Origin of the sequence: Ottowia cancrivicina, from assembly GCF_029813755.1 — a bacterium.
Lineage (GTDB): Bacteria > Pseudomonadota > Gammaproteobacteria > Burkholderiales > Burkholderiaceae_C > Ottowia > Ottowia massiliensis.
Map to the genome: position 1 here is coordinate 69,231 of NZ_JARVII010000009.1, position 26,629 is coordinate 95,859.

At 65.2% G+C, this 26,629-nt stretch carries 26 protein-coding genes and 1 tRNA gene; 12 read left to right on the plus strand and 15 right to left on the minus strand.

Annotated features, from left to right (window positions below; translation table 11 throughout):
- Positions 1-139: 139 nt before the first annotated feature.
- The gene (locus tag QB898_RS06020; RefSeq protein ID WP_279524219.1) at positions 140-1,267 is read right to left on the minus strand and encodes a Fic family protein; all 1,128 of its coding nucleotides are present in this window, start codon (positions 1,265-1,267) and stop codon (positions 140-142) included.
- Between the two features lie 316 nt (positions 1,268-1,583).
- On the opposite strand from QB898_RS06020, the gene QB898_RS06025 reads away from it, so the two are divergent.
- Positions 1,584-1,781 (plus strand): heavy-metal-associated domain-containing protein, encoded by a 198-nt coding sequence (locus QB898_RS06025; protein ID WP_050715620.1) that lies wholly within the window; start codon positions 1,584-1,586, stop codon positions 1,779-1,781.
- A 328-nt stretch (positions 1,782-2,109) separates the two neighbouring features.
- Here QB898_RS06025 and QB898_RS06030 read toward each other — a convergent pair whose 3' ends face one another.
- From QB898_RS06030 to proV, 5 genes are all read right to left on the minus strand, one after another.
- Complete coding sequence (locus QB898_RS06030; protein WP_279524220.1) at positions 2,110-2,652, minus strand: TFIIB-type zinc ribbon-containing protein; 543 nt, start codon at positions 2,650-2,652, stop codon at positions 2,110-2,112.
- A 73-nt stretch (positions 2,653-2,725) separates the two neighbouring features.
- A complete protein-coding gene (locus QB898_RS06035) occupies positions 2,726-4,252 on the minus strand; it encodes a trypsin-like serine peptidase (RefSeq protein WP_279524221.1) in 1,527 nt (508 codons plus the stop codon).
- 625 nt (positions 4,253-4,877) lie between these two features.
- Positions 4,878-5,903, minus strand: coding sequence for a glycine betaine/L-proline ABC transporter substrate-binding protein ProX (gene proX, locus QB898_RS06040; RefSeq protein WP_279524222.1), 1,026 nt, complete (start codon positions 5,901-5,903; stop codon positions 4,878-4,880).
- Between the two features lie 50 nt (positions 5,904-5,953).
- Complete coding sequence (gene proW / locus QB898_RS06045; RefSeq protein ID WP_279524223.1) at positions 5,954-7,018, minus strand: glycine betaine/L-proline ABC transporter permease ProW; 1,065 nt, start codon at positions 7,016-7,018, stop codon at positions 5,954-5,956.
- A complete protein-coding gene (proV, locus tag QB898_RS06050; protein ID WP_279524224.1) occupies positions 7,015-8,271 on the minus strand; it encodes a glycine betaine/L-proline ABC transporter ATP-binding protein ProV in 1,257 nt (418 codons plus the stop codon). The genes proW and proV overlap by 4 nt, the downstream gene beginning before the upstream one ends.
- A gap of 784 nt (positions 8,272-9,055) precedes the next feature.
- Between proV and pth the strand changes: the two genes are divergently transcribed.
- The 5 genes from pth (at position 9,056) to QB898_RS06075 (ending at position 12,178) form a co-directional block, all read left to right on the plus strand.
- Complete coding sequence (gene pth / locus QB898_RS06055; RefSeq protein ID WP_279524225.1) at positions 9,056-9,691, plus strand: aminoacyl-tRNA hydrolase; 636 nt, start codon at positions 9,056-9,058, stop codon at positions 9,689-9,691.
- Positions 9,692-9,843: 152 nt separating this feature from the next.
- Positions 9,844-10,056 carry a 30S ribosomal protein S21 gene (rpsU, locus tag QB898_RS06060; protein ID WP_012346814.1) on the plus strand — a complete coding sequence of 71 codons (213 nt, stop codon included), beginning with the start codon at positions 9,844-9,846 and terminating at the stop codon, positions 10,054-10,056.
- 94 nt (positions 10,057-10,150) lie between these two features.
- A complete protein-coding gene (locus tag QB898_RS06065; RefSeq protein ID WP_102283207.1) occupies positions 10,151-10,597 on the plus strand; it encodes a GatB/YqeY domain-containing protein in 447 nt (148 codons plus the stop codon).
- Between the two features lie 228 nt (positions 10,598-10,825).
- The gene (locus tag QB898_RS06070; protein ID WP_102283208.1) at positions 10,826-11,386 is read left to right on the plus strand and encodes an HMA2 domain-containing protein; all 561 of its coding nucleotides are present in this window, start codon (positions 10,826-10,828) and stop codon (positions 11,384-11,386) included.
- Positions 11,387-11,536: 150 nt separating this feature from the next.
- Positions 11,537-12,178 (plus strand): DUF6806 family protein, encoded by a 642-nt coding sequence (locus tag QB898_RS06075; RefSeq protein ID WP_050715612.1) that lies wholly within the window; start codon positions 11,537-11,539, stop codon positions 12,176-12,178.
- A 226-nt stretch (positions 12,179-12,404) separates the two neighbouring features.
- On the opposite strand, the gene QB898_RS06080 is transcribed toward QB898_RS06075, so the two are convergent.
- Both QB898_RS06080 and rlmD read right to left on the minus strand, forming a co-directional pair.
- Complete coding sequence (locus QB898_RS06080; protein ID WP_279524238.1) at positions 12,405-13,595, minus strand: tRNA nucleotidyltransferase/poly(A) polymerase-related protein; 1,191 nt, start codon at positions 13,593-13,595, stop codon at positions 12,405-12,407.
- 206 nt (positions 13,596-13,801) lie between these two features.
- A complete protein-coding gene (gene rlmD, locus QB898_RS06085) occupies positions 13,802-15,295 on the minus strand; it encodes a 23S rRNA (uracil(1939)-C(5))-methyltransferase RlmD (RefSeq protein WP_279524226.1) in 1,494 nt (497 codons plus the stop codon).
- A 122-nt stretch (positions 15,296-15,417) separates the two neighbouring features.
- On the opposite strand from rlmD, the gene QB898_RS06090 reads away from it, so the two are divergent.
- The gene (locus tag QB898_RS06090; protein WP_279524227.1) at positions 15,418-15,675 is read left to right on the plus strand and encodes a hypothetical protein; all 258 of its coding nucleotides are present in this window, start codon (positions 15,418-15,420) and stop codon (positions 15,673-15,675) included.
- A 186-nt stretch (positions 15,676-15,861) separates the two neighbouring features.
- Here QB898_RS06090 and QB898_RS06095 read toward each other — a convergent pair whose 3' ends face one another.
- Together QB898_RS06095 and QB898_RS06100 are read right to left on the minus strand one after the other, a co-directional pair.
- On the minus strand, positions 15,862-16,437 hold the full coding sequence (locus QB898_RS06095; RefSeq protein WP_279524228.1) for an NAD(P)H-dependent oxidoreductase: 576 nt from the start codon (positions 16,435-16,437) through the stop codon (positions 15,862-15,864).
- A 150-nt stretch (positions 16,438-16,587) separates the two neighbouring features.
- A complete protein-coding gene (locus QB898_RS06100) occupies positions 16,588-18,801 on the minus strand; it encodes a ribonuclease R family protein (protein ID WP_428982742.1) in 2,214 nt (737 codons plus the stop codon).
- Between the two features lie 55 nt (positions 18,802-18,856).
- Here QB898_RS06100 and QB898_RS06105 point away from each other — a divergent pair.
- Positions 18,857-18,941: transfer RNA gene (locus QB898_RS06105), tRNA-Leu, on the plus strand.
- A gap of 336 nt (positions 18,942-19,277) precedes the next feature.
- Here QB898_RS06105 and QB898_RS06110 read toward each other — a convergent pair.
- From QB898_RS06110 to phaR, 4 genes are read right to left on the minus strand one after another with little or no spacing between them, the layout of a single operon-like run.
- On the minus strand, positions 19,278-19,670 hold the full coding sequence (locus QB898_RS06110) for a lysozyme inhibitor LprI family protein (RefSeq protein WP_279524230.1): 393 nt from the start codon (positions 19,668-19,670) through the stop codon (positions 19,278-19,280).
- A gap of 35 nt (positions 19,671-19,705) precedes the next feature.
- Positions 19,706-19,969, minus strand: a complete 264-nt coding sequence (locus tag QB898_RS06115) for a putative signal transducing protein (protein ID WP_050715607.1) — start codon at positions 19,967-19,969, stop codon at positions 19,706-19,708.
- 25 nt (positions 19,970-19,994) lie between these two features.
- Positions 19,995-21,416 (minus strand): 30S ribosomal protein S12 methylthiotransferase RimO, encoded by a 1,422-nt coding sequence (gene rimO, locus QB898_RS06120; protein WP_279524231.1) that lies wholly within the window; start codon positions 21,414-21,416, stop codon positions 19,995-19,997.
- A complete protein-coding gene (gene phaR, locus QB898_RS06125; protein ID WP_279524232.1) occupies positions 21,391-21,975 on the minus strand; it encodes a polyhydroxyalkanoate synthesis repressor PhaR in 585 nt (194 codons plus the stop codon). Before phaR ends, rimO begins: the two co-directional genes overlap by 26 nt.
- Positions 21,976-22,302: 327 nt before the next feature.
- Here phaR and QB898_RS06130 point away from each other — a divergent pair, with 327 nt between their 5' ends.
- Together QB898_RS06130 and QB898_RS06135 are read left to right on the plus strand one after the other, a co-directional pair.
- Positions 22,303-23,592 (plus strand): NRAMP family divalent metal transporter, encoded by a 1,290-nt coding sequence (locus QB898_RS06130; protein WP_050716524.1) that lies wholly within the window; start codon positions 22,303-22,305, stop codon positions 23,590-23,592.
- 3 nt (positions 23,593-23,595) lie between these two features.
- A complete protein-coding gene (locus tag QB898_RS06135) occupies positions 23,596-24,354 on the plus strand; it encodes a LamB/YcsF family protein (protein ID WP_102283212.1) in 759 nt (252 codons plus the stop codon).
- A gap of 94 nt (positions 24,355-24,448) precedes the next feature.
- Here QB898_RS06135 and QB898_RS06140 read toward each other — a convergent pair whose 3' ends face one another.
- Positions 24,449-25,087, minus strand: a complete 639-nt coding sequence (locus tag QB898_RS06140) for a hypothetical protein (RefSeq protein ID WP_279524233.1) — start codon at positions 25,085-25,087, stop codon at positions 24,449-24,451.
- A gap of 391 nt (positions 25,088-25,478) precedes the next feature.
- Here QB898_RS06140 and QB898_RS06145 point away from each other — a divergent pair, with 391 nt between their 5' ends.
- Positions 25,479-26,252 (plus strand): putative hydro-lyase, encoded by a 774-nt coding sequence (locus QB898_RS06145; RefSeq protein WP_279524234.1) that lies wholly within the window; start codon positions 25,479-25,481, stop codon positions 26,250-26,252.
- A gap of 117 nt (positions 26,253-26,369) precedes the next feature.
- A partial coding sequence (locus QB898_RS06150; protein WP_279524235.1) for a carboxyltransferase domain-containing protein occupies positions 26,370-26,629 on the plus strand: 260 nt, incomplete at its 3' end.

The window sequence follows — 26,629 nt, forward strand, 5'->3', positions numbered from 1 at the left end:
CAAATTTCAGGCCCTTAAAAACGCCCCTGTCGCACAGTTTGACGGGACCTGACGCTATTGAGAAAGTAGCGAAAAAGAGGGCTTACGGGGCGCGGCCTGCGGCAAAAAACCGGTTTGCGGCCAGACTTTGAACCAGCTCCTATACCCGCACTTTGCGCATCAGGGGTTCAAAGCGATAAATCGCTGGGCGCTGCCCGGCAGGCTCGCGCACGGTTTCCAGCAGCCCTTGTTGCAGCAGCACGCGGCTGAAACGCGCGGCTGTCTGCCCCGGGATGCCCGCGTTGCGGATAAAGCGGCTGTTGCTGAAAACCGGATTGGCAAACAAGTAGTCCAGCGCCGCCACGGCATGTTTGGACGCAAGCACGTCGGCAAAGCGCGGCTTCATCTCTTCATAAAGGTCGCGGATGCCCTGCGCTGCGGCCAGATTCGCCTCGGCCTGCCGCGCCACGGCTTCCAGGAAGAAGGCGCACCAGCCGTCCCAGTCCCCTTGCGCGGACACATTGCGCAGGCGCCGCACGTATTCATCCTTGTGGTCTTCAAGGTAGCGGCTGATGTAAAAGTGCGGCTCGGCAATCGCCCGGCCGCGCCACAGCATCAGCGTGATCAGCATCCGGCCCAGGCGGCCATTGCCGTCTTCAAACGGATGCAGCGCCTCGAATTCGGCATGCGCCAGCGCCGTGCGCAGCAGCACGGGCATGGCCTCGTCATCCATCAGGCGAAACAGCGCTTGCATGCCGCCGGGCAAATGCTCCGGCGCCACCGGCACAAAGCTCACCTGGCCGCTTCCGCGTTCGCCAACGTAGTTCTGCTCGTGTTTGTAGGCTCCGGGCGACTTGCCGGCCCCGCGCCCAAAGGAAAGCAGCTGCCGGTGCATGCTTTTGAGCAGCGATTCGGACAAGGGGCGCCCCTCCTGCATCATGGCTTGCGCCGTATTCATGGCCCGGCGATAGAGGGCTGTTTCCACCGCGTCAGAACGCAGCTCGCGCAAAGCGCGCTCGTCACCGCCAGGGCCGAACTCGGCTTCCAGCAGCAGAACTTCATCCAGCGTGCTGATCGTGCCCTCCATGCGTGAAGACACCACCGCTTCCTGCCCGCGCAGCGGCGTCACGAACAGCTCGCTGTTGTGCAGGCCGCGCAGCATCTGGTCATAGCGCGCCAGCGCCGCCGTGGCGTCCAGCAGCCCCTGCATCAATCGCGCGTAATTTGGCGCACCAGGCGGAAACTGCCCCAAGTGATAGTGAACGGCGGAAGTGAAGTCCAGCGGCATGCCTTATCTCCTGCGGCCTGCATTGCCATTAAAAAACGCAATCACATTAACGACAACGCGATTTGTGCTTGCGCCATAAAGAGCAAACCGCGTTGTGACTCAAAAAATTGATTTCATGAGCGACAAAGCAGCTTGCCCTTGCTCCATGAAGGACAAACCGTGTTGTCATTCAGATTGGGCGGCAAATGAATGACAAGCAAGCGCATGCTGGCGTGCGGCGGCGCAGCGCATGAAAGCGCCCGGCCCGCCGCGCTTGAATGCGGCGCGGCCAGTCTCATCTTCAACACTTCACCGCAACTCCAGAAAGGAAACAGCCATGACACACCAATTCACCGTCGAGGGCATGACCTGCGGCCACTGCGAAGCCGCCGTCACCCGCGCCATCAAACAGCTGGACGCCGCCGCGCAAGTGAGCATCGACCGCGCGCAAAAGAGTGTGCGCGTGGAATCCGGCCAGCCGCGCGAGGCGCTGGCCGCCGCCATCCGCGAAGAAGGCTACGAAGTGCTGGCCTGAAAACCGGCCCCGGCCCTGCCCGCCGTCCGGCCGCAAACGCTGGAGCAAGCGGAAGAACGGCCGGAAAAGAGCGGATCAGCAGCGCTGTTTCGCTCCTTTATCCATAGCATGAGGTCCTAGTGGAAGCTGCGCAGGCGGGCGTTTTAGCCCCTTGAATTTGCTCCTGTTTTGAGCATAACTTGGCGGGTGGGACTGGCTCCAAAACCCCGCCCGCCATCCACTGGCCGCGCCTGAGCCTTCCGCTGATGGCCATGCGGCGCAGGCAAGCCAGGATTGGCCACGCCCAAGGCCGCGCTTCGCCCCTCACGGCCCAATCATGAACAGGCGCTCAAGGCCGGTTCAGCCATTGCAGGATGAGGTTGCGCTTGGGGTGGCCCTGCAGCCATTCGCGCAGCGCCTGCGTCTTGGCTGCGTCTTCTTCGCCCAGTTGCTGGCGCAGGCGCTCGCGGGCGGTCTGGGCCTGCTGCTCGGCGCGGATGCGGTGCTGCCAGACTTGCGTGAAGATGCGGGGCACGTGGCGGCTCAATTGCAGCGCGCGCAGCAGACGCCACTCGCCGCCGTCCAGCCAGGCTTCGTCGCAGGCGGGGCACAAATCCAGTGCGTTGCTCACGCCGTGGCCAATGCGGTAGCGGCTCATGAGGCGGCTGCATTTGGGGCAGCGCAGGGCGCGCTGGCCGTCGGGCACGGGCTGCACGTCAGCGGCTGGGGCGCCGGCCTCGGCATCCTGCGGCAGCGGGGCGCGCTCCGCCCAGTCACGGTAATGGGCCAGGCCCACGAGCGCGCCCTGGCAGCTCTGGCAGCTTTCGCCAACCAGGCCGTCCTCCAGCCGGGTGGCGCGCAGCAATGTGGTTTGGCAGCGGGGGCAATACATGATTTGTCCGATAAAAAACCGCCACGGCGGCAGGCCGTGGCGGCGTTTCAATGCGCCTTGGAGAGGCTGCGGTTTACGGATTCAGCCAGCGGCTGAGAGCGGCGCTGTAGGCCAGGTCGAAGCGGCCATAGGCATCGCCGCCCTCGCGGTTGGCGCAGCTGGCGTCACCGCCGAAGAGCTGGCCAACGACATAGCGGGTGCTGCCAATGGTGCGGAACAGACCGGAGCCGCTGCTGCCGCCTTCGGTCGTGCCTTGGCTCCACACCACAGCCAAAAAGTTCTGCGGCGTGGCGCTGGTCTGCAAGGCCGTGCCTTGGCTCGTTTGAACCTGGCGGGCATAGGCTTTCACAGTGCCAATGCTGTATTTCTGCAAATCGCCCCGCGGGTTATGCACGCCTGTCACTTCCGTTTCAAGGCCAACCACGCCGCCAAAGTACGAGCCGGCATAGCGCACGCCTGCAGGCGGCTGTTCATTGAGCTGCATGAACGCGGTGTCGGTGTTGGCCGATGCGTAGAGCATGCGCGCGCCGCCGCTCAGCTGCCGCGCGCCGCTGTACATGCTGTTGGCGCTGCCGCAGCTGGCGGCGCGGAAGAACCAGCGCGTTTGCAGCGTGGATGCCACGGCCTGCGTGGACAGGCAGTGGTTGGCCGTGAGGAAGTAGGGCGTGCCGCTGTTTTTGGCGTCGTTCATCAGCGTGCCGGTGCATACGTACTGCTTGCCGTCGCTGGCGAAGCTCATCTGCGCTTCGGCGCGGCTTTCGGTGTTCAACAGCGCGCTGTTGCAGGTGACATTGAGGTTGCAGCTTCCGGCGTCGCCGACGCCCTTGAGCTGGAAGTCATGCACGCGGGCGGGGTCGATCACGTTGTGCATGACCGAGGGGACGGACAGCTGCACGTCTGTGGTGCGGACGGTGGCGGGCAGCTCGATTTCCAGCGTGGTCGCCGCGCCGCCGAAGTCAGGCCCCCAGTAAGTGACGGCCTCGTCGCCCTTCACGCCCGCCTGCCGGTTAAGCGCCAGCAGCTCCAGCACTTTTTTCGCGCTGACTTCCACGACTTCGCCGCCTGCGGCGTCATTCACGTCGCCATAAAAGCGCAGCACGGCCTCTTCAGGCAGCTGCTCCACTTTCAGGCCCAGGCGCACGCCGTAGGCCTGGTCAGACGTGAAGCGGATAGCCGCCACTTGCGCGCCATCGGCCGTGGGCGTCCAGTTCAGCAGGCCGGCGAAATCGCCCGCTGCGGCGGTGGCCTGCGCAGGGCGGGCCAAGCCGATTTGCAGAGGCACGCCGGGGCCGCTGTTTTGGTTCAGCACCTCATCAGACTTGGCTTGCGCCAGCGCGCCAAGGTCCACCTGCGCGATGGGCGCCTGCGCGGGCAGGCGGCTGCGGGCCGCTGCCTTGGCTTCGACCTTGGCTGGCAGGTCATACGGCTCAATGCGGCCTGTGGCGCTGGGGTTGGAAGGGTTAGAAGGGTTGGAAGGATTGTTGGGGTTAGGCGTGGGCACGGGCACCTCGCCGCCGTCGTCATCGCCGCCGCAAGCGGCCAGCATCATCGCCGTCAGGGCGGCGGCGGCCATCAGGCTGGTTTTGGTCTTAAAGGTCATGGTGTGCATCTCCTCACATGAAAAAAGGGCGGAATGCGCCCGTCAAGAAAAGCGGAAAGCGGGCTTGTTCTGATTCGCGCACAAGCGCCGCAGGTGTTTTGAGTCTGAACGAAAAAATGCGAAGCCCGCCTTTTAAGTAGTTACCCTGTGTATCAGAGCGTAAATGGAAGAGGTATTTCATCGAGGCCGACCCGCCGTCCAATATCGAAAAAGGAGCAAATTAAGCAGGTCTGAAATGCCGTTTTCCACAGTCTGCACCAAGATATCTTGCTATTGATAGAAGAGCAAAACCACGCCACGGACTCAGCTGGGCATGTCCATTCATTCACTGCTCGCGCCTTGCGGCTCGCCCCGATTTGGCGGAAGACGCGCAAGAAGGCAGCAATCTGTCCAGCGCAATGCCAGCCGGGCAGGAAGGCCAGCTCCTGCGCCATCCGCCTGAACGAGCGGCCGGGCAGCAAGAAGCTTTGCAGCATTGCCTTCCGCAAGTGAACGCCCACAGACAATCTTTGAAACAGCTCATATGCCTTTCAGGCTGATTCAAAAAGAGGAGCAAATTCAGATACTCTAAAACCTGCTCTGCGCTGTATCCACTAGGACCTCATGCTATGTAATCAGGAGCTAATCAGCGGGCCGCCGCGCGGGCTTGCTCCAGCCAGCCGTCGAAGGTGGCCTGGTGCGCGCGAATCCAGCGCTGCACGTGGCGTTCGATATCGGCGGGTTTGTTTTCGCCGTCTTTCATGCGCAGGTTCTGGGCGTTGATGTCGCCCACGGGCAGTTGCATGACGGCAAAGAGCCGGGCGGCGTCGGGGTGCGCGTCGGTAAATGCCTTGTTGGCCACGATTTGCTGCTGGTTGGCGATGAAGCCGTAGTTTTTGCCGTTAGGCAGCCGGGTGTCTTGCCCGGCCTGCTCGCCGGGCAGCGCGGTAAAGGGCACTTGCAGCCAGGCCACTTCCTGGCCGGGGCGCAGCACGCCGCTGACCCAGTAGGGCGTCCAGGTGTAGTAGAGGATGGGTTTGCCCTGCCGCCAGCGGGTGATGGTGTCGGCCATGAGGGCGGCGTAAGCGCCTTGCACGTGGGTGACGGTGTCGCGCAGCCCGTAGGCGCTGAGCTGGTGCTCGATGACGGCTTCGCAGCCCCAGCCGGGGTTGCAGCCGGTCAAGTCGGCCTTGCCGTCGCCGTCGGCGTCGAACAGGCGGGCGATTTCGGGGTTTTTGAGCTGGTCGATGTGGGTGATGCGGTGCTGCTCGGCGGTTTTGCGGTCGATCAGGTAGCCCTGCACGGCGCCGGTGGAGTAGGCCCCCTGGCGGTAAAGGCGCGCGTCGCCGCCGGCGTTTTTGTAGAAGTCGGCGTGCAGGGGGTTCCAGTGCGCGGCCAGCAAGGTGGCGTCGCCGTTGGCGATGGCCAGGTGGCCCGTGGCGTATTCGATTTCCCGGATGGGCTGCACGTCATAGCCCAGCTGCTCCAGCGCTTTGACCACCAGCAGGGTCTGGAAGGTTTCTTCAGCGATGGAGCTTTGGATGGGATAGACCTTGACGCCTTGGCCCGGCTGGCGGCCTTCGGCCCGGGCGCTGGCGGCAAAGGCGGCAAAAGCCAGCGCCAGGCTGGCGGCAAAAAGGGCGGCAAAGAAGGCGCGGCGTAGCGGTTTCATGCAAGCGTTTCCTTTCACGGTGTGGGTAAGAACCTGTTCCAAGCGGGCAGTCAGCGCTGGAACAGCCGCGCAATCAGCCCCGCCGGGCCGCTTTGCCACCAGTGGCGCACGCCCCGGCGGGGCTGGCCCATGCCCTGGGTGATGCGGTCCAGCGTGATGGCCAGCAGCACGATGCCCAGGCCGCCCACGGCGGCCAGCCCCATGTCCAGCCGGCCGATGCCGCGCAGCACCATTTGCCCCAGGCCGCCCACGGCGATCATGGAGGCGATGACCACCATCGACAGGCTGAGCATGAGCGCCTGGTTGATGCCCGCCATGATGGAAGGCAGCGCCAGCGGCAGCTGCACTTTCAGCAGCATCTGCATGGGCGAGGCGCCGTAGGCGTGGGCGGCCTCGATCAGGTCGGGCCGCACCTGGCGGATGCCCAGGTTGGTCAGCCGCACCAGCGGCGGCAGCGCGAACACGATGGTGACGATGACGCCCGGCACGTTGCCAATGCCAAAGAGCATGACCACGGGCACCAGATAAACGAAAGCGGGCGTGGTCTGCATGGCGTCCAGCAGCGGGCGGATGAGGCGCTGCGCGCGGTCGCTGGCGGCCAGCGCGATGCCCAGCGGCAGCCCGATGACGATGCAAAACAGCAGCGAGGTGAGCACCAGCGCCAGCGTGACCATGGCCTGCTCCCACACGCCCAGCGCCGCCACCACGGCCAGCGAGAGCACGGCCCCGAGGGCCGTGGCGCGCCCCGCGAACTGCCAGGCCAGCAGCCCCAGCAGGGCCGCCATCACGGGCATGGGCGTGCCGGTCAGCAGGCGCTCTGCGCCGCCGAGCGTGCCGTCAATGGGCGCGCGCACGGCCTGAAAGAAGGGGCGGAACTGCTCCACGAACCAGCCCAGCCCCTGGTTGATGGCGGCCTCGATCGCATCGGCATGGCCCGCCAGCGCGTCGGCCGCGCCGTGCGCAGCGGCAGGGCCGGCGCCAGCGGCGGCTTCCACTGCATCGGAGGCATCGTCCAGCCAGTCGGCAGGGGCTGCGGAAGCGGCAGCCTGCCAGGGGTCGTCTCCAGTGGCGTTGGCAAGGGGGACGGCATCCAGTTTCAGAGGGGTATCGCTCATGCGGCGCTCCTTTGCGTGTCGGCGTTGGCGGGAGGGGCTTGCGGCGGCAGCGGCGGCGTGCCCGGGTCCAGAAACTTCAGCAGCGTGCTCTTGCTGATGGCGCCCAGAAAGCGCCCGGCTTCGCCCACCACGGGCACGGCATACGGCGCTTGCGCCACCTGGCCCACCAGATCGGCCACGGGTGCGTCCGCCTCGATCAGCGGCACATCCGCCAGCATGGCGTGCTGCAAGCCCAGCGGGCCGGTGTGGCCGTGCAGCGCGGCGCGCAGCGCGTCTTGCGACACCACGCCCTCGAACTGCTGGCGCGAATTGACGATGTAGGCATGGCTGCGGTCTGACTCCTGCAACAGCGCCAGCACGGGCCGGCAGCCGCGATCGGTGTGATGCGAGACGTAAACCACCGCCGGCTTGCGGGCGATGTCCGCCGCCTTGAACACCGCCGAGGCGTCCACGCCGCGCACGAAATCGCGCACAAAGGCATTGGCCGGCGCGCGCAGGATTTCGTCCGGCGTGCCGATTTGCACCACCTGCCCGTCGCGCATGATGGCGATGCGGTCGCCAATGCGCATGGCCTCCTGCAAATCGTGCGAAATGAAAACGATGGTGCGCCGCTGCAGCTGCTGCAAGCGCAGCAGCTCGCCCTGCATTTCGGCGCGGATGATGGGGTCCAGCGCCGAAAACGCCTCGTCCATCAGCAAGATGGCCGGGTCAGACGCCAGCGCCCGCGCCAGCCCCACGCGCTGCTGCATGCCGCCCGAAAGCTCGTCCGGGTATTGGGTGCCCCAGCCGCCCAGGCCCACCTGCTCCAGCGCCTGCGCGGCCTGCCGCTGGCGCTCATCACGCGGCACACCCGCCAGCTCCAGGCCAAACGCCGTGTTGTCCAGCACCGTCATGTGCGGCATCAGCGCAAACGACTGGAACACCATGCTGATGTCCTTGCGCCGCAGCGCGCGCAAGGCGGCGGCAGGCAGCGCGTTGATGTCCTGCCCCTCAATCACCACGCGCCCGGCCGTCGGTTCAATCAGCCCGTTGAGCATGCGCACCAGCGTGGACTTGCCCGAACCCGACAGCCCCATGATGACGAACAGCTCGCCCGCCTCGATGGTGAAATCGGCGTCAAACACGCCAATGGACTGCCCCGTTTTTTCCAGAATCTGCTGCTTGCCCGCGCCTTCGCGCGCCAGCGCAAGCGCCTGCTGGGGATGGTTGCCGAACACCTTGAAAACATGCTCGACGCGGATTTGCTTGGCCATGAGGCGCACTCCTTGTCGTCGGCGGCACGGCCAGCCAGGGGATGCCGAAAGGCGCAAGGCCAAAGGCCCATTGCCCATTCCCTGGTTCGACAAGCCCTCAATGAACCGCGCCCGGCGCGAAAAAGCGGCCCGCGCCCGGCAGGCGCGGCGCCCTTTCGCTGAAGGGAAATCAGGGGCGCGCGGCCCCTGGCGAAGGGTGATGACCCTGTTGCGGGGCCATGCAAAGAGGTGAAGACGCGCAGCGCCTTCGGTCAGGGAAAAATGACCGGGGCATTATACACGGAATATCGACCAGAATATTCATTCATCATTAAGGAAAACCCTGCCCCGCCTTCGGAAAATCCGCTCGCGCCCTTTCTGCGGCAAATGAAATTGCCCTGCCTCTGTAATCCGCACGAAAACGGCATGGCGCATGCACCGCGCGGCCCAACCGCTTTCCAACAGACTTTTATCAGCCTTTTACCGGCCCTTCCTGGTCATTCACCCGCCATTTAGTTCATTCAATGATTCTGGGCAATAAAAACGGTTTTCCAATTTTCTTCTCAACATAAATAGGAATTATCCAGATCAGGCGCCACACGTCATGGCGGACGAATCGCCTTTCTGACCATAGAAAATCACCCGATATATTTCAATCTCGCCATCGCCCCTTCAATTTGGCTGCGCCTGAAATCAAGACATGCTGCCGGAAGATTTCAAACCTCATGGCCGGCTCCATCCTGACTGGAACCGGCCAGGAAAATACGCCGCTGCAAGAGCGGCGCTTCCACAATAATCGCCGCCCATGATCAAACTCTTTGTTGGCCTGGGCAACCCCGGGCCTGAATATGCCGACACGCGCCACAACGCGGGTTTCTGGTGGATTGACCAGATCGCCCGCCAGCTGGGGGCAACGCTGGCGCCCGAGCGCGCCTTTCACGGCCACGCGGCGCGCGCCAGCGTGCAAGGGCAATCCGTCTGGCTGCTCAAGCCGCAGACGTTCATGAACCTCTCCGGCAAGGCCGTGGCGGCGCTGGCGCGTTTTTACAAAATCGCGCCGCAGGAAATTCTGGTGGCGCACGACGAGCTGGATCTGCCTGCGGGCGAGGCCAAGCTCAAGCAAGGCGGCGGCCACGCCGGGCACAATGGCCTGCGCGACATTCATGCGCAACTGGGCAGCGGCGATTACTGGCGGCTGCGCCTGGGCATTGGCCATCCCGGCCACAAGGCGGAAGTGGCGGCCTGGGTGCTGCGCAAGCCGCCGCTGGATGAACGCATCGGCATCGAACAAGCCATGGACCGCGCCGCCCAAGCCTTCCCTTTGCTGGCGGCGGGCGAAGTGGCGCAGGCCACGCAGATCATTCACACCAGCAAGCCGCCCCGCCCCAAACCGCCGCGCAAGCCGCAGCAGGCGGCGCCTGCTCCTGACGTTTCTGAATGAGGCGCGGCTGGCTATAATGCGCGGCTTTGCTGGCAAAAGCCCCGCGGCCACATACTAGTTTCTGAAAGCGGGGCGACTTTTGCGGCGCATGGCGCGGGAGCTGATCTGGCCCGCGCCCGCTGGCCGCACATTCATGGAAAACCTTCATTTAAATGACCACCATCCGTGTGAAAGAAAACGAGCCGTTTGACGTGGCCCTGCGCCGCTTCAAGCGCACCATCGAAAAGCTGGGTCTGCTGACCGAACTGCGCGCCCGCGAGTTCTATGAAAAGCCCACCGCCGAGCGCAAGCGCAAGAAGGCCGCTGCCGTCAAGCGCCACTACAAGCGCGTGCGCAGCATGCAGCTGCCCAAAAAGCTGTACTGAACGCACGGCTCACACGCACGTTTTCAAAAGGCTCGCCGGGGACGCTCAGCGAGCCTTTTTTCATTGGCCCCGCGCCACAAGCCGAAAGTAAAAAATGACCCTCAAGGAACGCATCACTGAAGACATGAAAGCCGCCATGCGCGCCAAGGACAGCGCGCGCCTGGGCGCCATACGCCTGCTGCAAGCGGCCATCAAGCAAAAGGAAGTGGATGAGCGCGTGACGCTGGATGACGCGGCCGTCGCCGCCATCGTGGACAAGCTCGCCAAGCAGCGCAAGGACAGCATCGCCGCCTTCACCCAGGCGGGCCGCCAGGACCTGGCCGACAAGGAAACCGCCGAACTGGCCGTGCTGCAAGCCTATCTGCCCGCGCGTCTGTCCGCCGAAGAAGTGGCCGCCGCCGTCAAGGCGCTGGTGGCTGAAGTGGGCGCCAGCGGCCCCGCCGACATGGGCAAAGTGATGGGCGCAGCCAAAGCGCGCCTGGCAGGCAAGGCCGACATGGCCGCCGTCTCCGCCGCCGTCAAGGCCGCGCTAGCCGGATAAGGCGCGCCTATCCGGCTTTCTGCTCCTGTTTCGCTTTTGATTCAGGAGCAAATCCAGCGCCTGAAAAACGGCTTTGGCGCAGTTTCCACGGGGACATTGCGCTATTGTTCAAGGAGCAAATAGCCTCCTTTCCCGGCAAGCGCGCCGCCAACGCGGGCAAGGCGCGCCACGCCAGCACGAATGAGCGGCCATTCCTACAATCCGCGCCTTTTTTCCTGAAAGTTCTCCATGAATTCACTCGTGGCCTCGGCTCTGCCGGGGCGCGTGCGCTTGCGCGGGCCGGTGCTGCGGCAAGCGCGGGCGCTGGCCCAGGCGCGCAGCGCCTTGCAGGCGCAGCCGGGCGTGATCCGCGTGCAAACCAATGCCCGCGTGGGCAGCCTGCTGCTGCATTACGACGCGGCCACGCTGCCGCAGCCGCAGGCCGAAGCCTTGCTGGCCGCCGCCGTGCAAGCCGCCTTGCAGCCCGCCGCCAACGATGACGCAGGCGCTGCGGCTTGCCCGTCCAGCCCTGCACCGCGCCAGCCCCGGCAAAACCGCCGCGCAGCCGCCAGCGCCGCGCGGGCGGCCCATCTGAGCGTGCCCGCCGCGCCGCCAGCGCCGCACCCGCATCACGCACCTGCGCGCAATGTCATCAACCGCTGGGCCAAGCGCGGCATGCTGCTCACGCTGGGCGCTTCGCTGGCGCTGGCCGCCACGGGGGCCAAGCGCGGACACGCGGCGCTGGGCGGCGTGTTCGTGCTGCTGCTGGGCGTGCATTTGGCCGTGCACCGCCACCGCCTGCTCAAGTAAAAAACCGTTCAGAGGCTGGCCGTGTCCGTCCAAGTCCGCCCTTTTGCGCCCACGGACGGGCCGTGAACAGGCTCCAAGCCCCCACGGGCATAATCTTTCGCGCTGCGGGCCTGCCCGGTCCGAACGCCTTCACAAACCAAGGAAAACGCCATGAGCGCCAATGACAATGCCTTTGAAATCCATGTGCATGGCGACGTGAAACTGCGCCCCGGCACCCGCCTGGAGGCCATTGAAGAGGCGCTCAAGCCCCTGTGGCAGTACGCGGGCGCGCGCTCGCTGGCTGGCGGCGCGGCCAGCCTGTACGAGGAAGAGCCAGGCATTCGCTACGACACCATCACGCGCACCTTGCAGATGTGCTGGACGGTGGAAGGCGGCGAAGACTTCCGCCAGCAGCTCGATGACCTGTGCATGAACCTCAATGACCTGGCCGAGTACGGCGCGCCCATCGAAGTCTCGTTCTACGACGTGGATTTCGACGAAGACGACGAAGACGAAGGCCGCGAGGCGCGCGATGACTTCGTGCTGCTGTTCATCGGCCCCACGCCGCAGGCCATCATGCAGGTGCAGCGCGACTTGCTCGTGGAAGACGTGGTGCGCCTGATGGAGCGCCATTTCGACAGCGCCGAGCTGGGCGGCGTGGTGCATGCCATTGACCAGCTCTTTGCCAACCGTTTCAACGACCTGACCAGCTCGCTGGACATGAGCCGCCCCCGTGGCGGCTCCGGCAGCCCAGGCGGTTCAGGCAACGCGGGCGGCCACGGCGGCGGGCGCAGGCCGCGCCATCTGCACTGACGCGTTCTTGGCCCACCGCACAAGCGCCGCTTCTCGCGGCGCTTTTTTTCGGCCACGCGCCTGTCAATGCCCATGCGGGAAGGATTTTCAGCTCCTCTATCCATAGCATGATGTCCTAGTGAAAAGGGCGCGAGAGCCATTTTTTGCCCCCTTAGATTTGCTCTTTTTTTGGTTTCCGGCCCGCCAGCTGGCCAATGACCAGAGCCTCTGCGCCCGGCAGCCCGCTTCAGCCCAGGCCAGCCAGCGCTTGCACGGCCTGCACGCGCGCCGCCCGCAGCGCCTGGCCAATCTGCGCGCCCTTGGCTCCGCTGGCGGCGGCCTGGCGGGCGATGGCGGCGGCGTCCACGCTCTGCGCGGCGGCCAGCGCGACCAGCAGGCGCTGGCGGGGCGGCCAGGGCGCGGCGGAGGGGGCTGGCCCGCCGGGCTTGCAGCCCGCCTCTTTTCCGCCCTGCTCCGCGCGGGCTACGCATTCGCAGGCCAGCAGGGCCTGTTCAAAGCGGGCGGGGCGGCGCAGCGCATCGCCCGCTTGCAGCAGATCAACCAAGGCGGCGGCAGGCAGCGCGGCGCTGGCTTCTATGGCTGGGCGCTGGCGGGTCAGCAGGTCGGCCAGCGCCTGGCAATCGGCGGGCGGGCGCAGGCGTTCGTGCAAGCCGGCAAGCGCGGCGGGGGCGATGTCCGCCGTCAGGCAGGCGTAGCGCGCGGGCAAGGGGGCGTTCAGCCGCGCGGCTTCGTCCAGCGCGCGCTCCAGGCGCGGGCCGTGGGTGATGTATGACGCGGCCAGTTCGGGCAGGGCGGCGGCCAGCGCGCCGCAGCTGTGCAGCACATGCAGCATGCGCGAGGGGCGCGGCTGCATCAGGCCGCGCGCCAGCTCTTGCCACACGCGCTCGGGCACCAGATGGGCGGCTTCTCCTGCTTGCACCATGCTGCGCAGCAGGGCCTGCGTTTCAGGAGCAATGGAAAAGGCGTGAAAGCGCGCGGCAAAGCGCGCCAGGCGCAGGATGCGCACGGGGTCTTCACGGAAGGCATCGGTCACATGCCGCAGCACGCCCGCGCGCAAATCGTGCAGGCCGCCAAAGGGGTCGATGAGCGCGGCCTCATCGCCTGTCCAGTTCGCGGGGGCGGCGATGGCGTTGATGGTCAGGTCGCGCCGCGCCAGGTCTTCTTCCAGCGTGACGGCGGGGCTGGCCTGCACGGCAAAGCCCCGGTAGCCGGGGGCGCTTTTGCGCTCGGTGCGCGCCAGGGCGTATTCCTCGCGCGTTTGCGGGTGCAGGAAAACGGGAAAGTCCTTGCCCACGGGCACAAAGCCGCGCGCGGCCATGTCTTCGGGCGTGGCGCCCACCACCACCCAGTCGCGGTCGTGCACGGGCAGGCCCAGCAGACGGTCGCGCACGGCGCCGCCAACCATGTAGGTTCGCAAGGGGGGCAAGGGCGTGGCGGAAGCAGTCATGAGGCAGGTTTCCGGACGGCCCGGACGCGCCAGAAAGCATCAAAAACAGAAGCAAATTTTATAGATCGAAAAATAAGCCCTGCGCAGTATTCACTAGGACTTTATGCTATTGATAAAGGAGCAAAAAAACCTGCCCGCCCCTTGCCCTGCTCTTTCAGCCCCCTCGCCGCTGCGCTTTACGCCGCCCGCTCGAACACGGCCACGCTTTCCACGTGGGCGGTGTGGGGGAACATGTTCACCACGCCAGCGGCGCGGCAACGGTAGCCCGCCTGGTGCACGAGCAGGCCCGCGTCGCGGGCGAGAGTGGCGGGGTTGCAGCTGACGTAAACGATGCGGCGCGGCGGCTGCCAGCTGGCAAAAGCCGCCAGGGTTTGGGCTGAAACGGGCGGCGGCGCTTCGCCGCTTTCGCCTGCTGTTTCGGATGCGTTTTCCGCTGCTGTTGCCGCTGCGCCCAGCCGCGCCTGGTGAATGGCGGCCAGCGATTTGGCCAGGGCAAAAGCGCCTTCGCGCGGCGGGTCGATCAGCCAGCGCTCGGCCTGGCCGTCGGCCATGAGTTGTCCGGGCGTCATCTCGAACAGGTTGCGGGCGGCAAAGCTCACTTTTGCCAGGCCGGAGCGCTGGTTGGCTTGCAGGTTCTGGCGGGCGCGGGCCACCAGGGCGGGGCTGCCTTCAATGCCCAGCACTTCGCCCGCGCGCGTGGCCAGCGGCAGGGTGAAGTTGCCCAGGCCGCAGAACCAGTCGATCACGCGCTCGCCGCGCTGCGCGTCCAGCAGGCGCAGCGCGCAGCTGACGAGCACGCGGTTGATGTGCGGATTGACTTGCGTGAAGTCGGTGGGGCGAAAGGGCATGGTGATGCCGAATTCGGGCAGGCTGTAGGCCAGCGGCGGGGCGCTTTCGCCGCCTTCGCCGTCTTCATCGAGCCGGTGCGCGCTGTCCGGCCCCTTGGGCTGGAGCCACCACTGGATGGGATGCTGGCGGCCCTGCTCGCGGGCGAAGGCGCGCAGGCGCGCCAGGTCGGCCTCGCTCAAAGGCTCCAGATGGCGCAGCACCAGGGCCGTGACGCCATCGCCGCAGGCCACTTCGATTTGCGGGCAGGTGTCGCGCGCGTGCATGCCGGCGATGAGCTGGCGCAGCGGCAGCAGCCAGCCGCTCACGTGCGGCGGCAAGATGGCGCAAGAGCGCATGTCGGCGATGTAGCGGCTTTTGCGCTCGTGAAAGCCGATGAGCACTTCGCCTTTTTTCACCACGTGCCGCACCGACAGGCGCGCGCGCCAGCGGTAGCCCCAGGCGGGGCCGTGGATGGGCGCCAACACGTTGGCCGGGCGCACTTTGCCCAGCCGCCAGAGGTTGTCTTCCAGCACGCGCTGCTTGACGGCCACTTGCGCGGCGGCGTCCAGATGCTGCATCTTGCAGCCGCCGCACGCGCCCGCGTGCAGGCCAAAGTGCGGGCAGCCGGGGCGCACGCGCTGGCTGCTTTCGCGGTGCACGGCCAGCAAGCTGGCGGCTTCCCAGTTGTTTTTCTTGCGGTGCACGTTGGCGAAGACGATTTCGCCGGGCAGCGCGCCTTCGACGAAGACGACTTTGCCGTCGGGGCGGCGGGCGATGCCCTGCGCGTCCATGTCAAGGGCCTCAATCTCAAGCCAGCCTTCAGGGAGAGGTTCGGTAGTCAAAGAGGGCTACGACAAAGATGTTGAATTGAAAAAAATGACTGCGGATGGACGCGGTGGTCTGGCTGATGCTTGACTGGTGGCCGGGCGATCCGTGGGCAGTAAAAAAAGTATCTTGACACAAAGTGTTCACCGCAGGTGTGGGCACGGACAAGCCGATCATCAGCAATGGTCGCCATCGTGCCAGCCCAACGGAACGCCACGGCACAGGCAGCCGGCTGCACAGCAAAAAACACATGACTTCATCTGCTTGGAACGCACCAATCAAGGCGTTTTTCCGCGAAGGCGATTCCTTTGAGGGCGCGTGCCTGGGCAGCGTGCACTTCCATTTCTGCAGGACCAACGAATGCTTCAGCGCAGCGCGGCTGCTTGCATTCATCTGAAACGATGCAATGAAAACCGCAGGCGGAGTGCTATTTGACTAATTGCCGGGCACATTTGGAATAAGGTGAGCGGCATATCAAAAGCAGCCTGTAAACCTTGGAGATGGAAATCAGGCTGCTTTGCCCGCGCTGCGGGCTGGTTTCAGTTTTCAGGCAGCCTTTTACCTGCTTCAAGCCACTCCAAAATCAAACGCTTCGGCTTAAATCTTCCAAGAATGCCTTCCGCTGTTCGGCGGTGGATTTGTCCATATTGCCGAAGTTGAGCCATTGGCGTTTGGCAATACCGATGCCTTTCAGGGTGTGGCCCAGCATCGCTTTGCCAATACCGTTGCCGCAAAACCATTTCAGATACCATGTGGGGGCGGTGGATGTGCTGATGACCAGCGCTTCCTTGATGTGGGTCAGATTGCCTTTCAAGCCTGTGGCGGTGGGAACGTAAGCCAATGTTTTGAGAAAAACTTTGTCTTCAAATCCTTTGACGATGGCCGGCATATCCGCCCACCAGACAGGAAAGATGAAAATCAGGCGGCTGGTTGTTTTCAAGATTTCCTGATAACGCAAAACGAGCGGATCCAAGGCTTTCCCCTGGTTAAACAAGGCAAGTTCCTCTTTAGTGTAGGCGGGGTTGAAACCGTCCGCATACAAATCAATCAGCTGATATTTTTTTCCTTTTCCATCCAGTAGCTGCCGCACACGCTGCAAAATGCCGTGATTGAAACTTTCATCGTATGGGTGGGCATAAATAATCGTGGTAAATGACACTTTATACTCCTGGCATGGAAAAGGTTGTGCAGATTGAAAGCGGGTTGGCATTACTTTGACGGAAGCAGTTAAACAGACTGCCTGCTATCCGTTTCATGGGGTCAGGAATGAAGGGCGCCAGAGCGCTCCTGGCGGCCCGCCAAGCCGGGTTCAGCGCCTGCCTGATGAGGAGCGTGCGGAAGAACGGGCGGTCCGGGGCTTGGCGGCTCTGGCCGCTTTGGCCGCTTTTGCGGCCCTGGGCTTGCGGTCTGTCTTGGCGGCTGCGGGGCGGGCGGTTTTGCGGCCGGCGGGCACGTCAGCGGACGCGGGCGGCCCGTCTGCGCTGGCCGCAGGCAGGCAAAAGTCGATGCGGCGGCCGTCCAGATCGACGCGGGCGACTTGCACGCGCAGCGGCTGGCCCAGGGTGTAGCGCGTGCCGCTGCGCTCGCCGCGCAGCTCTTGCCGGGCTTCGTCAAAGCGGTAGTAGTCGCCAGCCAGTTCCGAGACGTGAATCAGCCCTTCCACGTAAAGGTCTTTCAGGGTGACGAAAAGGCCAAAGCTGGTGACGGCGCTGACCGTGCCTTCAAACACTTCGCCCAGGTGCTGCTGCATGTATTGGCATTTGAGCCAGGCCTGCACGTCGCGGCTGGCTTCGTCGGCGCGGCGCTCGCACGCGCTGCAATGCAGTCCGGCCGCTTCCCAGGCCTGATGGGCCTTGGCGGTTTTGCGCGGGAGGTTTTCCGCCGCGCTGGCCGGGCGGGCGTTTTTTTGCAGGCGCTGGCGGAGTTTTTCATGCGCTTCGCCAAACGCGGGCAGCTTGGGCAGGGCGTATTTACGGCCCGCGAGCATGGCTTTGATGACGCGGTGCACCAGCAAATCAGGGTAGCGGCGGATGGGGCTGGTGAAGTGCGCGTAGGCGGGGTAGGCCAGGCCGAAGTGGCCGCTGTTGGCGGGGGTGTAGAGGGCCTGGCTCATGGAGCGCAGGAGCACGGCGTGGATTTGGGCGGCGTCAGGCCGGGCGGCAACTTGTTCGGCGATGCGCTGGATGTCGGCAGGCTGCGGCTCATCAGGCACGGCGGCGCGCACGCCCAGGGCGGCCAGGTAGCTGCGCAAGGTGGCGAGCTTGTCGGGCGGGGGCGCGTCATGCACGCGGAAAAGGCCCTCGCGCTTGCCTTCGAGCATGAAGTCGGCGGCGCAGACGTTGGCGGCGAGCATGGCTTCTTCAATCAGGCGGTGCGCGTCGTTGCGCTCGCGCGGCAGGATTTGCGTGATGCGGCCCGCTTCGTCGCAGACGATTTGGGTTTCAACGCTGTCCAGCTCCACCGCGCCGCGCGCGTGGCGGGCGGCCAGCAGTGCGCGGTAAGCGCTGGCGAGGTTTTGCAGCTGGGGCAGCAGGGCTTGCTGCCCGGGCGCGGCGCCGCCGGTCTCGCCTGCAAGCCAGGCGGCGGCCTGCGTGTAGGTCAGGCGCGCGTGGCTGTGGATGACGGCGGGGTAGAACTGGTAGGCGGTGATGGCGCCTTGCCGGTCAATCAGCATGTCGCACACGAGCGCGAGGCGGTCCACCTGCGGGTTGAGCGAGCACAGGCCGTTGCTGAGTTTTTCCGGCAGCATGGGGATGACGCGGCGCGGGAAATAAACGCTGGTGGCGCGCTCGAAGGCGTCCGCGTCGAGCGCGTCGCCGTTGGTCACGTAGTGGCTCACGTCGGCAATGGCCACGAGCAGCCGCCAGCCATTGGGCCGCTTGCCACGGCCTGACGCCACGGCGGGCTGGCAATAGACGGCGTCGTCAAAGTCGCGGGCGTCTTCGCCGTCGATGGTGACAAAGGGCACATCGGTCAAATCAATGCGGCCTTTGCGCTCGGCGGGCTGCACGGCGTCTGGCAGCGCCTGGGCCTGCGCCAGCGCGGCGGGGGAGAACTCGTGCGGCACGCCGAATTTGCGCACGGCAATTTCGATTTCCATGCCCGCGTCGTCCGCGTCGCCCAGCACTTCGGTCACGCGGCCCGTGGGCTGGGCATGCAGCGCCGGCTCGCCCGTGAAGGCGATGACGGCGATTTGCCCTTCGCGCGCGCGGCCCATGCCGCGTTTTTCAAGCAGCACGTCTTGCCCGTAGCGGCGGTCTTCCGGCCGGGCCAGCCACACGCCGCTTTCGCGCACGAGGCGGGCGATGAGCGGGCGCGGCGGGCGGCTGATGATGGACAGCACCCGCCCTTCGGCGCGGCCCTTGCGGTCAAACTGCGTCACGGCGGCGCGCACGCGGTCGCCGTGCAGCACGGCGCGCATTTGCGCGGGCGGCAGGTACAGGTCAGGGCCGCCATCGTCGCGCAGCACGAAGCCGTGGCCGTCGCGGTGGCCCTGCACAGAGCCTTCCAGTTCATTTTTCATGCGTGTTTTGTCTGTTTTCATTTTTATGCTGTAGAATTCGCGCTTTCCCTGAAACGCCCAGGTGGCGGAATTGGTAGACGCACTAGTTTCAGGTACTAGCGGGTAACTCCGTGGAGGTTCGAGTCCTCTCCTGGGCACCACACATGAAGCCTTGCGGCAAAAACCGCAAGGCTTTTTTTTGCCCATTGCATTGCCCATCGCAAGGCTTTTTTGTCTGCCGCCAGGCGCATGGCCATGCTGGAGGCCGTGGATCGAGCGCCGGATTGCCGCCGCTGGCCGTTTGCAGCGGCCCGCTTTCTTGCTTGGCAACGGCTGCATGGATGGGGGGCATTTTCGCTCCTGTATCAATAGCATGATGTCCTAGTAGAAAGGGCGCAGGCGCCGTTTTTGGCAGGCTCAAATTTGCTCCTTTTTCTGATCTTGTGCGCCTGCCGTCCGGCCCGGCTGGACGGCGCAGGCGGGCGGCGGTTTCGCGCTCAATCAACGATGTAGCCATTCATCAGCCAGTGGCGCAGCGCCTGGCGGCGCTCCATGTGCTGCTGGATCATGCAGGCGTGGTGGCGGTTGTTGCCCGGGGCCCCGGCCTCGCCGCGCAGCGGGGCCAGCCGGTTGCAGTGCTGGCGGGCGGCGCGCCGCCACTGGTTCTGGTCGCTGCGCAGGGCCGGGCGTTCATGGGCAGCCAGCGCGGTGAGCACGTCGCCATACAGCGTTTCGGTGACGGCGCGGGCCGCCTCGAAGTCTTGCAGGGTGCAGGTTTCGGGCGTGCAAGCGCCCTGGGGCGATGCCGCTGGCTGCGCCAGGGCGCTGGCAGCCGTCAGCGCCAGCATGGCCAGCAGGCTGGCCTTGCGGAGGGCTTGGCGGGCGGGCATGGTTCTTTTTCCTTTCGGGGCGGCTTGCGGCGCGTTCACGGCGCTTCGTCCTTCATTTGATCTTCCAGCGCGCGCCCGAATTCGCCGCTTTGCCAGCGGGCGACAAGGGCGCGGGCGGCTTCGGCCTGCTCGGCGGGCACTTGCACGCGCACGCCGCCCAGCGCGGGCGAAACCAGCAGGTCGGCCGTGGCGTGGTGCTCGCCCAGCAGCGTGGCCGCCATGCCTTCGCTGCGCAGCAGGTTGCACACGATGCGCGCATCCCACGGATTGAGTTCGCTATGGATGGTCGCCAGCTTCATGGTTTCTGCCCTTTCGTGTTGCGGTTCAGATCGGCACGCCCACCAGGTCATGCCCTTCGGCGGCGACGATGCGCGCCTTGGTGAACGCGCCCGCCTTGAGCGTCTTGCTGATTTTTTCGGGCGGCAGCAGGCGCACCACGCCGTCGATTTCGGGCGCGTCGGCGTAGCTGCGGCCCACGCCGCCGCGTCGGCCCTGCGCGGGAGCCGAGTCCACCAGCACCTGCATGACGCTGCCCACGCGGCGGCGCAGGCGGGCGGCGGAGACTTCTTCGGCCACGGCCATGAAGCGGGCGCGGCGCTCCTCGCGCTCTTCGGCGGCCAGCTGGCCCGGCAGTTCATTGGCCGCCGCGCCCTGCACGGGGCTGTAGGCGAAGCAGCCGGCGCGGTCAATCTGCGCCTCGCGCACAAAGTCGAGCAAATGCCGGAATTCGGCCTCCGTCTCGCCCGGAAAGCCGGCGATGAAGGTGGAGCGGATGACCAGCTCCGGGCATTGCTCGCGCCAGCGGGCGATGCGCTCGAGGTTTTTTTCGCCGCTGGCCGGGCGCTTCATGCGGCGCAACACGTCGGGGTGGCTGTGCTGGAAAGGCACGTCCAGATACGGCAGCACGCGGCCCTGCGCCATCAGCGGCAGCACGTCGTCCACATGCGGGTAGGGGTAGACGTAATGCAGCCGCACCCAGGCGCCGTGCGGTTCGGCCAGCGCGGCCAGCGCCTGCACCAGCTCCAGCAGGCGGGTCTTGATGGGGCGGCCCTCCCAGAAGCCTGTGCGGTACTTCACGTCCAGCCCGTAGGCGGAGGTGTCCTGGCTGACCACCAGCAGCTCTTTCACGCCGCCTTCAAACAGCGCCTTGGCTTCCTTGAGCACGTTGCCAATCGGGCGGCTGACCAGATCGCCCCGCATGGAAGGAATGATGCAGAACGTGCAGCGGTGGTTGCAGCCCTCGCTGATCTTGATGTAGGCGTAGTGGCGCGGAGTGAGCTTCACGCCCGCCTCGCCCACCACGCCCGGCACCAAGTCGGTGAACGGATCGTGCGGCTTGGGGCAGTGCTGGTGCACGGCGTCCATCACTTCCTGCGTGGCCTGCGGGCCGGTCACGGCCAGCACGCTGGGGTGCAGGCTCTTGACCAGGTTGTCTTCCTCGCCCGGCCGGGCATTGACCGTTTTGCGCGCGCCCAGGCAGCCGGTGACGATGACCTTGCCATTGACGTTCAGCGCCTCGCCAATCGTGTCCAGGCTCTCCTTCACCGCTTCGTCGATGAAGCCGCAGGTATTGACGATGACCAGATCAGCCCCCTCGAACGACTTGCCCGTCACGTAGCCTTCGGCGGAGAGCTGGGTGATGATGAGTTCCGAGTCCGTCAGGTTCTTCGGGCAGCCCAGGGAGACAAAGCCCACGCGCGGGGCGGGGCCTGGAGCAGATTCAGTCGGGGAGGTCGTCGTGGTCATTCTTGTCGGGTGTCATCGTGGAAGAAGCGGGCCGCAGGCCGAAAGCGCCCAGCACCTGCCCGGCCTGCGCGTGCATCTGCTGCTGCATGTGCGCCAGCAGCGCCTGCGACTGCTCGAAATAGCCGCCCATCACGCCCGGCTGCATGAACGCACGCCAGTGCTCGGGCGAGAGCGATTGCGCCTGCTCGGCCAGCCGCGCCTGCACATCCATCATGGCGTCAATGCTGCGCTCCAGATACGCGCCCATCAGCCCCTGCATGGCGTGGCCGTAAAAGCGGATCAGATTGGCCAGCAGCTGCTCGCTGAACATGGGCGCGCCGCCCGCCTCCTCCTCCAGCATGATCTGAAGCAGGATGCTGCGCGTGAGGTCTTCGCCCGTGCGCGCGTCACGCACCACGAACGGCGCGCGCTGCATTACCAGCGCCCGCACGTCCGCCAGCGTCACGTAGGCAGACGCCTGCGTGTCATACAGCCTGCGGTTGGGATATTTCTTGATGACGCGCTCGCTGCCCTGGGCGTGGCCAGCAGCGCCAGCAGAAGAAGAAGCATGGGAAGGCATGGGCGCGGCGGATTCTAGGCGGCTGCCCGCTTGCTGCAAAAACCATAGCTGCCCGCGCCTATTCCACCAGGACTTGCGGGCGATTTGGCTTGCAATGCCTCGTCTGCAACGCCTGCCTGCCAGGTTCCGTCCGCACGCTTTTGCCGCCGGGCGGCGGAAAACCCTTGGCAGGGTAATTCCCGAGAGGGAAATCCCCATGCGCCACGGCGGCGCTGCGCCCCAACAATCCGCGCCTGTTTTTGCACGGGGAGCCAGCTTGCGGGGCCTTGCTGCCGCAGCTGGCGCTGCCGTGTGCTTTTTTGGCCCCAGCAACAGGAGCAATCCGCCATGAGCCTGCCTTCCGCAGATTCCAACGCGTGCGCAGCGTCCGTCCAGCCATCGGCGTCTGCGTCCAGCGAGCCGACCGAGTTCATTCGCTCGCGGCGCTCGTCCATCATCGCCGCCATTTTTCTGATGGCCACTTCGGCCATCGGCCCCGGCTTCATCACGCAAACAGCCACATTCACCACCAAGCTGGGGGCGGCGTTCGCCTTCGGCATTCTGGCTTCGGTGCTGATTGACTTCGTGGTGCAAATCAACATCTGGCGCATGGTGGCGCTGGCGCGGCGCGATGCTTCTTCGCTGGCCAACGCGGCGCTGCCGGGCAGCGGGCATGTGCTGGCGCTGCTGGTGATGTTTGGCGGGCTGGTCTTCAACGTGGGCAACATCGCGGGCGCGGGCCTGGGGCTGGACGCGCTGATGGGCCTGCCGCCAGCCTGGGGCGGGGCGCTGAGCGCGGCCATCGCGCTGGGCATCTTTGCCTCCAGGCGCGCGGGCATGGCGGTGGACAAGCTCATCATCTTCCTGGGCATTCTGATGATTGCGCTGACGGTGTATGTGGCCATCGTCTCCGGCCCGCCCGTGGGCGAGGCGCTGCGCCAGACCGTGATGCCCGAAGTGGTGGACTGGGTGATGATCACCACCATCGTGGGCGGCACGGTGGGCGGCTACATCACCTACGCGGGCGCGCACCGCCTGCTGGACCGGGGCATGACGGGCGAGGAAAACCTCAAGGCCGTCACCAGCGGCGCGCTCAACGGCATTGCCGTCACGGGCGTGATGCGCTACGTGCTGTTTCTGGCCATTCTGGGCGTGGTCAGCGGCGGCGTGGTCATCGACATCTCCGGCAAGGGCGCGAACCCGGCGGCGCAGGCCTTTCAGGCTGCAGCGGGCAATTTGGGCCTGCGCTTTTTCGGCCTGGTGCTGTGGGCGGCGGCCATCACCAGCGTGATCGGGGCGGCCTACACCTCCATGTCTTTCCTCACGGCCTTCAGGCCCGGCATTTCGGAAAGTGCGCGCAACAAGGCCACGGTGGTGTTCATCCTGGTGTCGCTGGCCGTGTTTCTGGGCCTGGGCAAAGCGCCTTCGGCGCTGCTGGTGTTTGCGGGCGGCTTCAACGGCCTCATCCTGCCGCTGGGCATGACGCTCTTCATGTACGTCGGCTGGGCGCGCCCTGATTTGCTGGGCGGCAAAACCTATTCACGCCCGCTGCTGGCGCTGGGCTCGGCCGTGTGCCTGCTGACCTGGTACATGGGCTACAAATCGTTTGGCGGCGTTTTCAAATTCATCATGGGATAAGGCATGGCGCACATCGATCTGAACAGCGACCTGGGCGAAAGCCTGGGCGCGTGGCGCATGGGCGATGACGAGGCCATGCTCGGCATCGTCACCAGCGCCAACGTGGCCTGCGGCTTTCACGCGGGCGACGCGGCGGGCATCCTGCGCACGCTGCGCGCCGCCGCCGAGCGCGGCGTGAGCGTGGGCGCGCACGTGGCCTACCCTGACCTGGCCGGTTTTGGCCGCCGCAACATGGACGTGGCCAGCGCCGATTTGCGCGCCGATGTCATCTACCAGATTGGCGCACTGCAAGGGCTGGCGCGCGTGGCCGGCACGCAGGTGCGCTACGTCAAGCCGCACGGCGCGCTCTACAACACCATCGCGCACGACGAGCGCCAGGCGGCGGACGTGATCGAAGCCATCCGCGCCATTGATCCCGGCCTGGCGCTGGTGGCGCTGGCTGGCTCGCCCCTGGTGGGCTGGGCGCAAGCGGCGGGCTTGCGCGTGGTGGCCGAAGCCTTTGCCGACCGCGCCTACACCCCGCAAGGCACGCTGGTCAGCCGCCGCCAAAGCGGCGCGGTGCTGCACGACGCGCCCCAGGTGGCCGCGCGCATGCTGCGCCTGGTGCAGCACGGCGTGGTAGAGGCCATCGACGGCACGCTCACCCCCATACAGGCCGATTCCATTTGCGTGCACGGCGACAGCCCCGGCGCCGTGGACATGGCCCGCCAGGTGCGCCAAACGCTGCTGGAAGCGGGGGTTGAATTGAAGGCGTTCGCGTGAGAAACGCCATTTGAAACGCACCAATAAAAATGCCCCGTCAAATAAAAACGGGGCCTTTTTTGGAAAAACGGTTTTCTGATTATCTGCGCAGGCATCAGCCATTTTCTTCCTGCCGGAAGTCGCAGCATCCCATACCGCCGCAGCACCTCATTTCCTTTGTGCCGGAACGGCATGGTTTCTCGCAGCAAGGCTCTTCCATGATTTTGAGAAGATCATGCTTGGTCCAATCTGACGCCGTATCGCAAGACGATGATTCCGGAATTTTGCCGCCGATTTTTTCTTCCGCCTGCTCCTTCGTCATGGGCGAAATCACCATGTCGATAACGGTATTGAAACGCTCATTCCTGCTTTCAAAATGGAACGGCTTGCCCATTTTGGCCAGAGCAACCCATTCGCTGGCCAGGGACAGGGCGCCATCCGCGCCAGGCACGAAGACCATGCCTGAAACACGGCCAATGCATTCTCCGCCCTCGTCCGCGCCCACCGGCCCCAGGGTGTAGTCCGCCCGCATGACTGTCTGGCCATCCTCTTTCGACATGACGCGCACCTTCTTTCCCGGCTCGGCAATCGCCTGGTGGCCCATGCTTTTTCCATTCACATCCACCCGCATTTCGACATTGAAATATTCCACCGCCCCGGCAGCCCAAGCTCCCGTGCAAGCCAGGCACGCAAGCAGCAGCCCGCAAATGAATTTACGCATACCTGCCTCCAAATGAGTCAAAGGAAATTGCATTCTATGTGCGATTAACCGCGCGCCCACCGGCCATTTGCTGCCTGTTGCCAATATCCGCGATATTCACTTATGACAACCGGATTTCATGATTCATTGCCTTTTATCAAATCAGGATGCGGTTTATTCTTTTCCAAAGCGCATGAACCGCTCCGGATTGCCTTGAATCGGGCCGATGCCTGCAAGGCCACGCCCATGCGCCCCAGACTCTGCGCCGCGCCATCAATGGCCCGCAAGGCCGCATGATCCCCCGTGAAATCCCCGTGAAATCCCCGTGAAATCCCCGTGAAACCCCCCGTGGAATGGGCACAGGCAGCTATCCTTTTTAAAGCGTTCAAGCGGCGCGTCTGTTTTCCGTCTTTTCATTCGTCCATCTTTTTTCCAGGCTTTTTTCATGACTCCAGCCCAATCCGCGCGTCTTGCCTATCGCCAGGGCCTCGTTGCGCCCACGGCGGGCGTGGCGCCCGGCCTGACGCAGGCCAACCTGATCGCCCTGCCCCGCGACTGGGCGTGGGACTTTCTGCTTTTCGCCCAGCGCAACCCCAAGCCCTGCCCCGTGCTGGACGTGACTGAGCCGGGCAGCTTCACAACCGTGCTGGCGCAAGGGGCCGACTTGCGCACCGATCTGCCCCTGTACCGCGTGTGGCGCGATGGCCGGCTGGCGGAAGAAACGCCGGATGCGCGCGCGCTCTGGAACGAGCGGCCCGATCTGGTCACGTTCCTGATCGGGTGCAGCTTCACGTTCGAGACGCCGCTGGCGCAGGCGGGCATTGAGGTGCGCCACATCGCGCTGGGCTGCAACGTGCCCATGTTCAAGACAAACATCGCCTGCCGCCCGGCGGGCCGCCTGCATGGGCCGATGGTGGTTTCCATGCGCCCCATTGCAGCCAGCCGCGTGGCCGATGCCTGCCGCATTTCGGGCCGCTACCCCGGCGTGCACGGCGCGCCGGTGCACGTGGGCGATCCGGCGGCCATTGGCATTGCCGATGTGCAGCGGCCCGACTTTGGCGATGCCGTGCCCATCCGCGCGGGCGAAGTGCCCGTGTTCTGGGCCTGCGGCGTCACGCCCCAGGCGGCGGTAATGGCCTCAGGCGTGCCCTTCGCCATCACGCACGCGCCGGGGCACATGTTCGTGACCGACGTGGCGGATGAGGCGTATCACGCGTAGCCCGTTTCAGCCCCTGTTTCAGGCATCAAATCGCCCGCGAGTCCGCATGGAACAAGCGCAGGCAGCTATCAAAAAAAGAGCGAAACAGCTCTATCCCGGTTTCATCTTCTTTCCAGCATGAGATTTCTCCCCGTCACCGCAGGCGCTTTGCTTGTCGAGCTGCCCGATTTGCCCCGCACGCTGGCGCTGCTGCGCGCGCTGCAAGCTGGCCCGCCCGAGGGCGTGACCGAAGTCATTCCGGCCGCGCGCACGCTGCTGATTCATTACGAGCCGTGGCGCTTGGACGATGCGCAACTGGCCGCCGCCGTGGCCGCCATTGCGCAAAAGGCACAAAGTGCAGCAGAAAGCGGCGCGCCGCCTGAAGAAGCGGCCGGGGC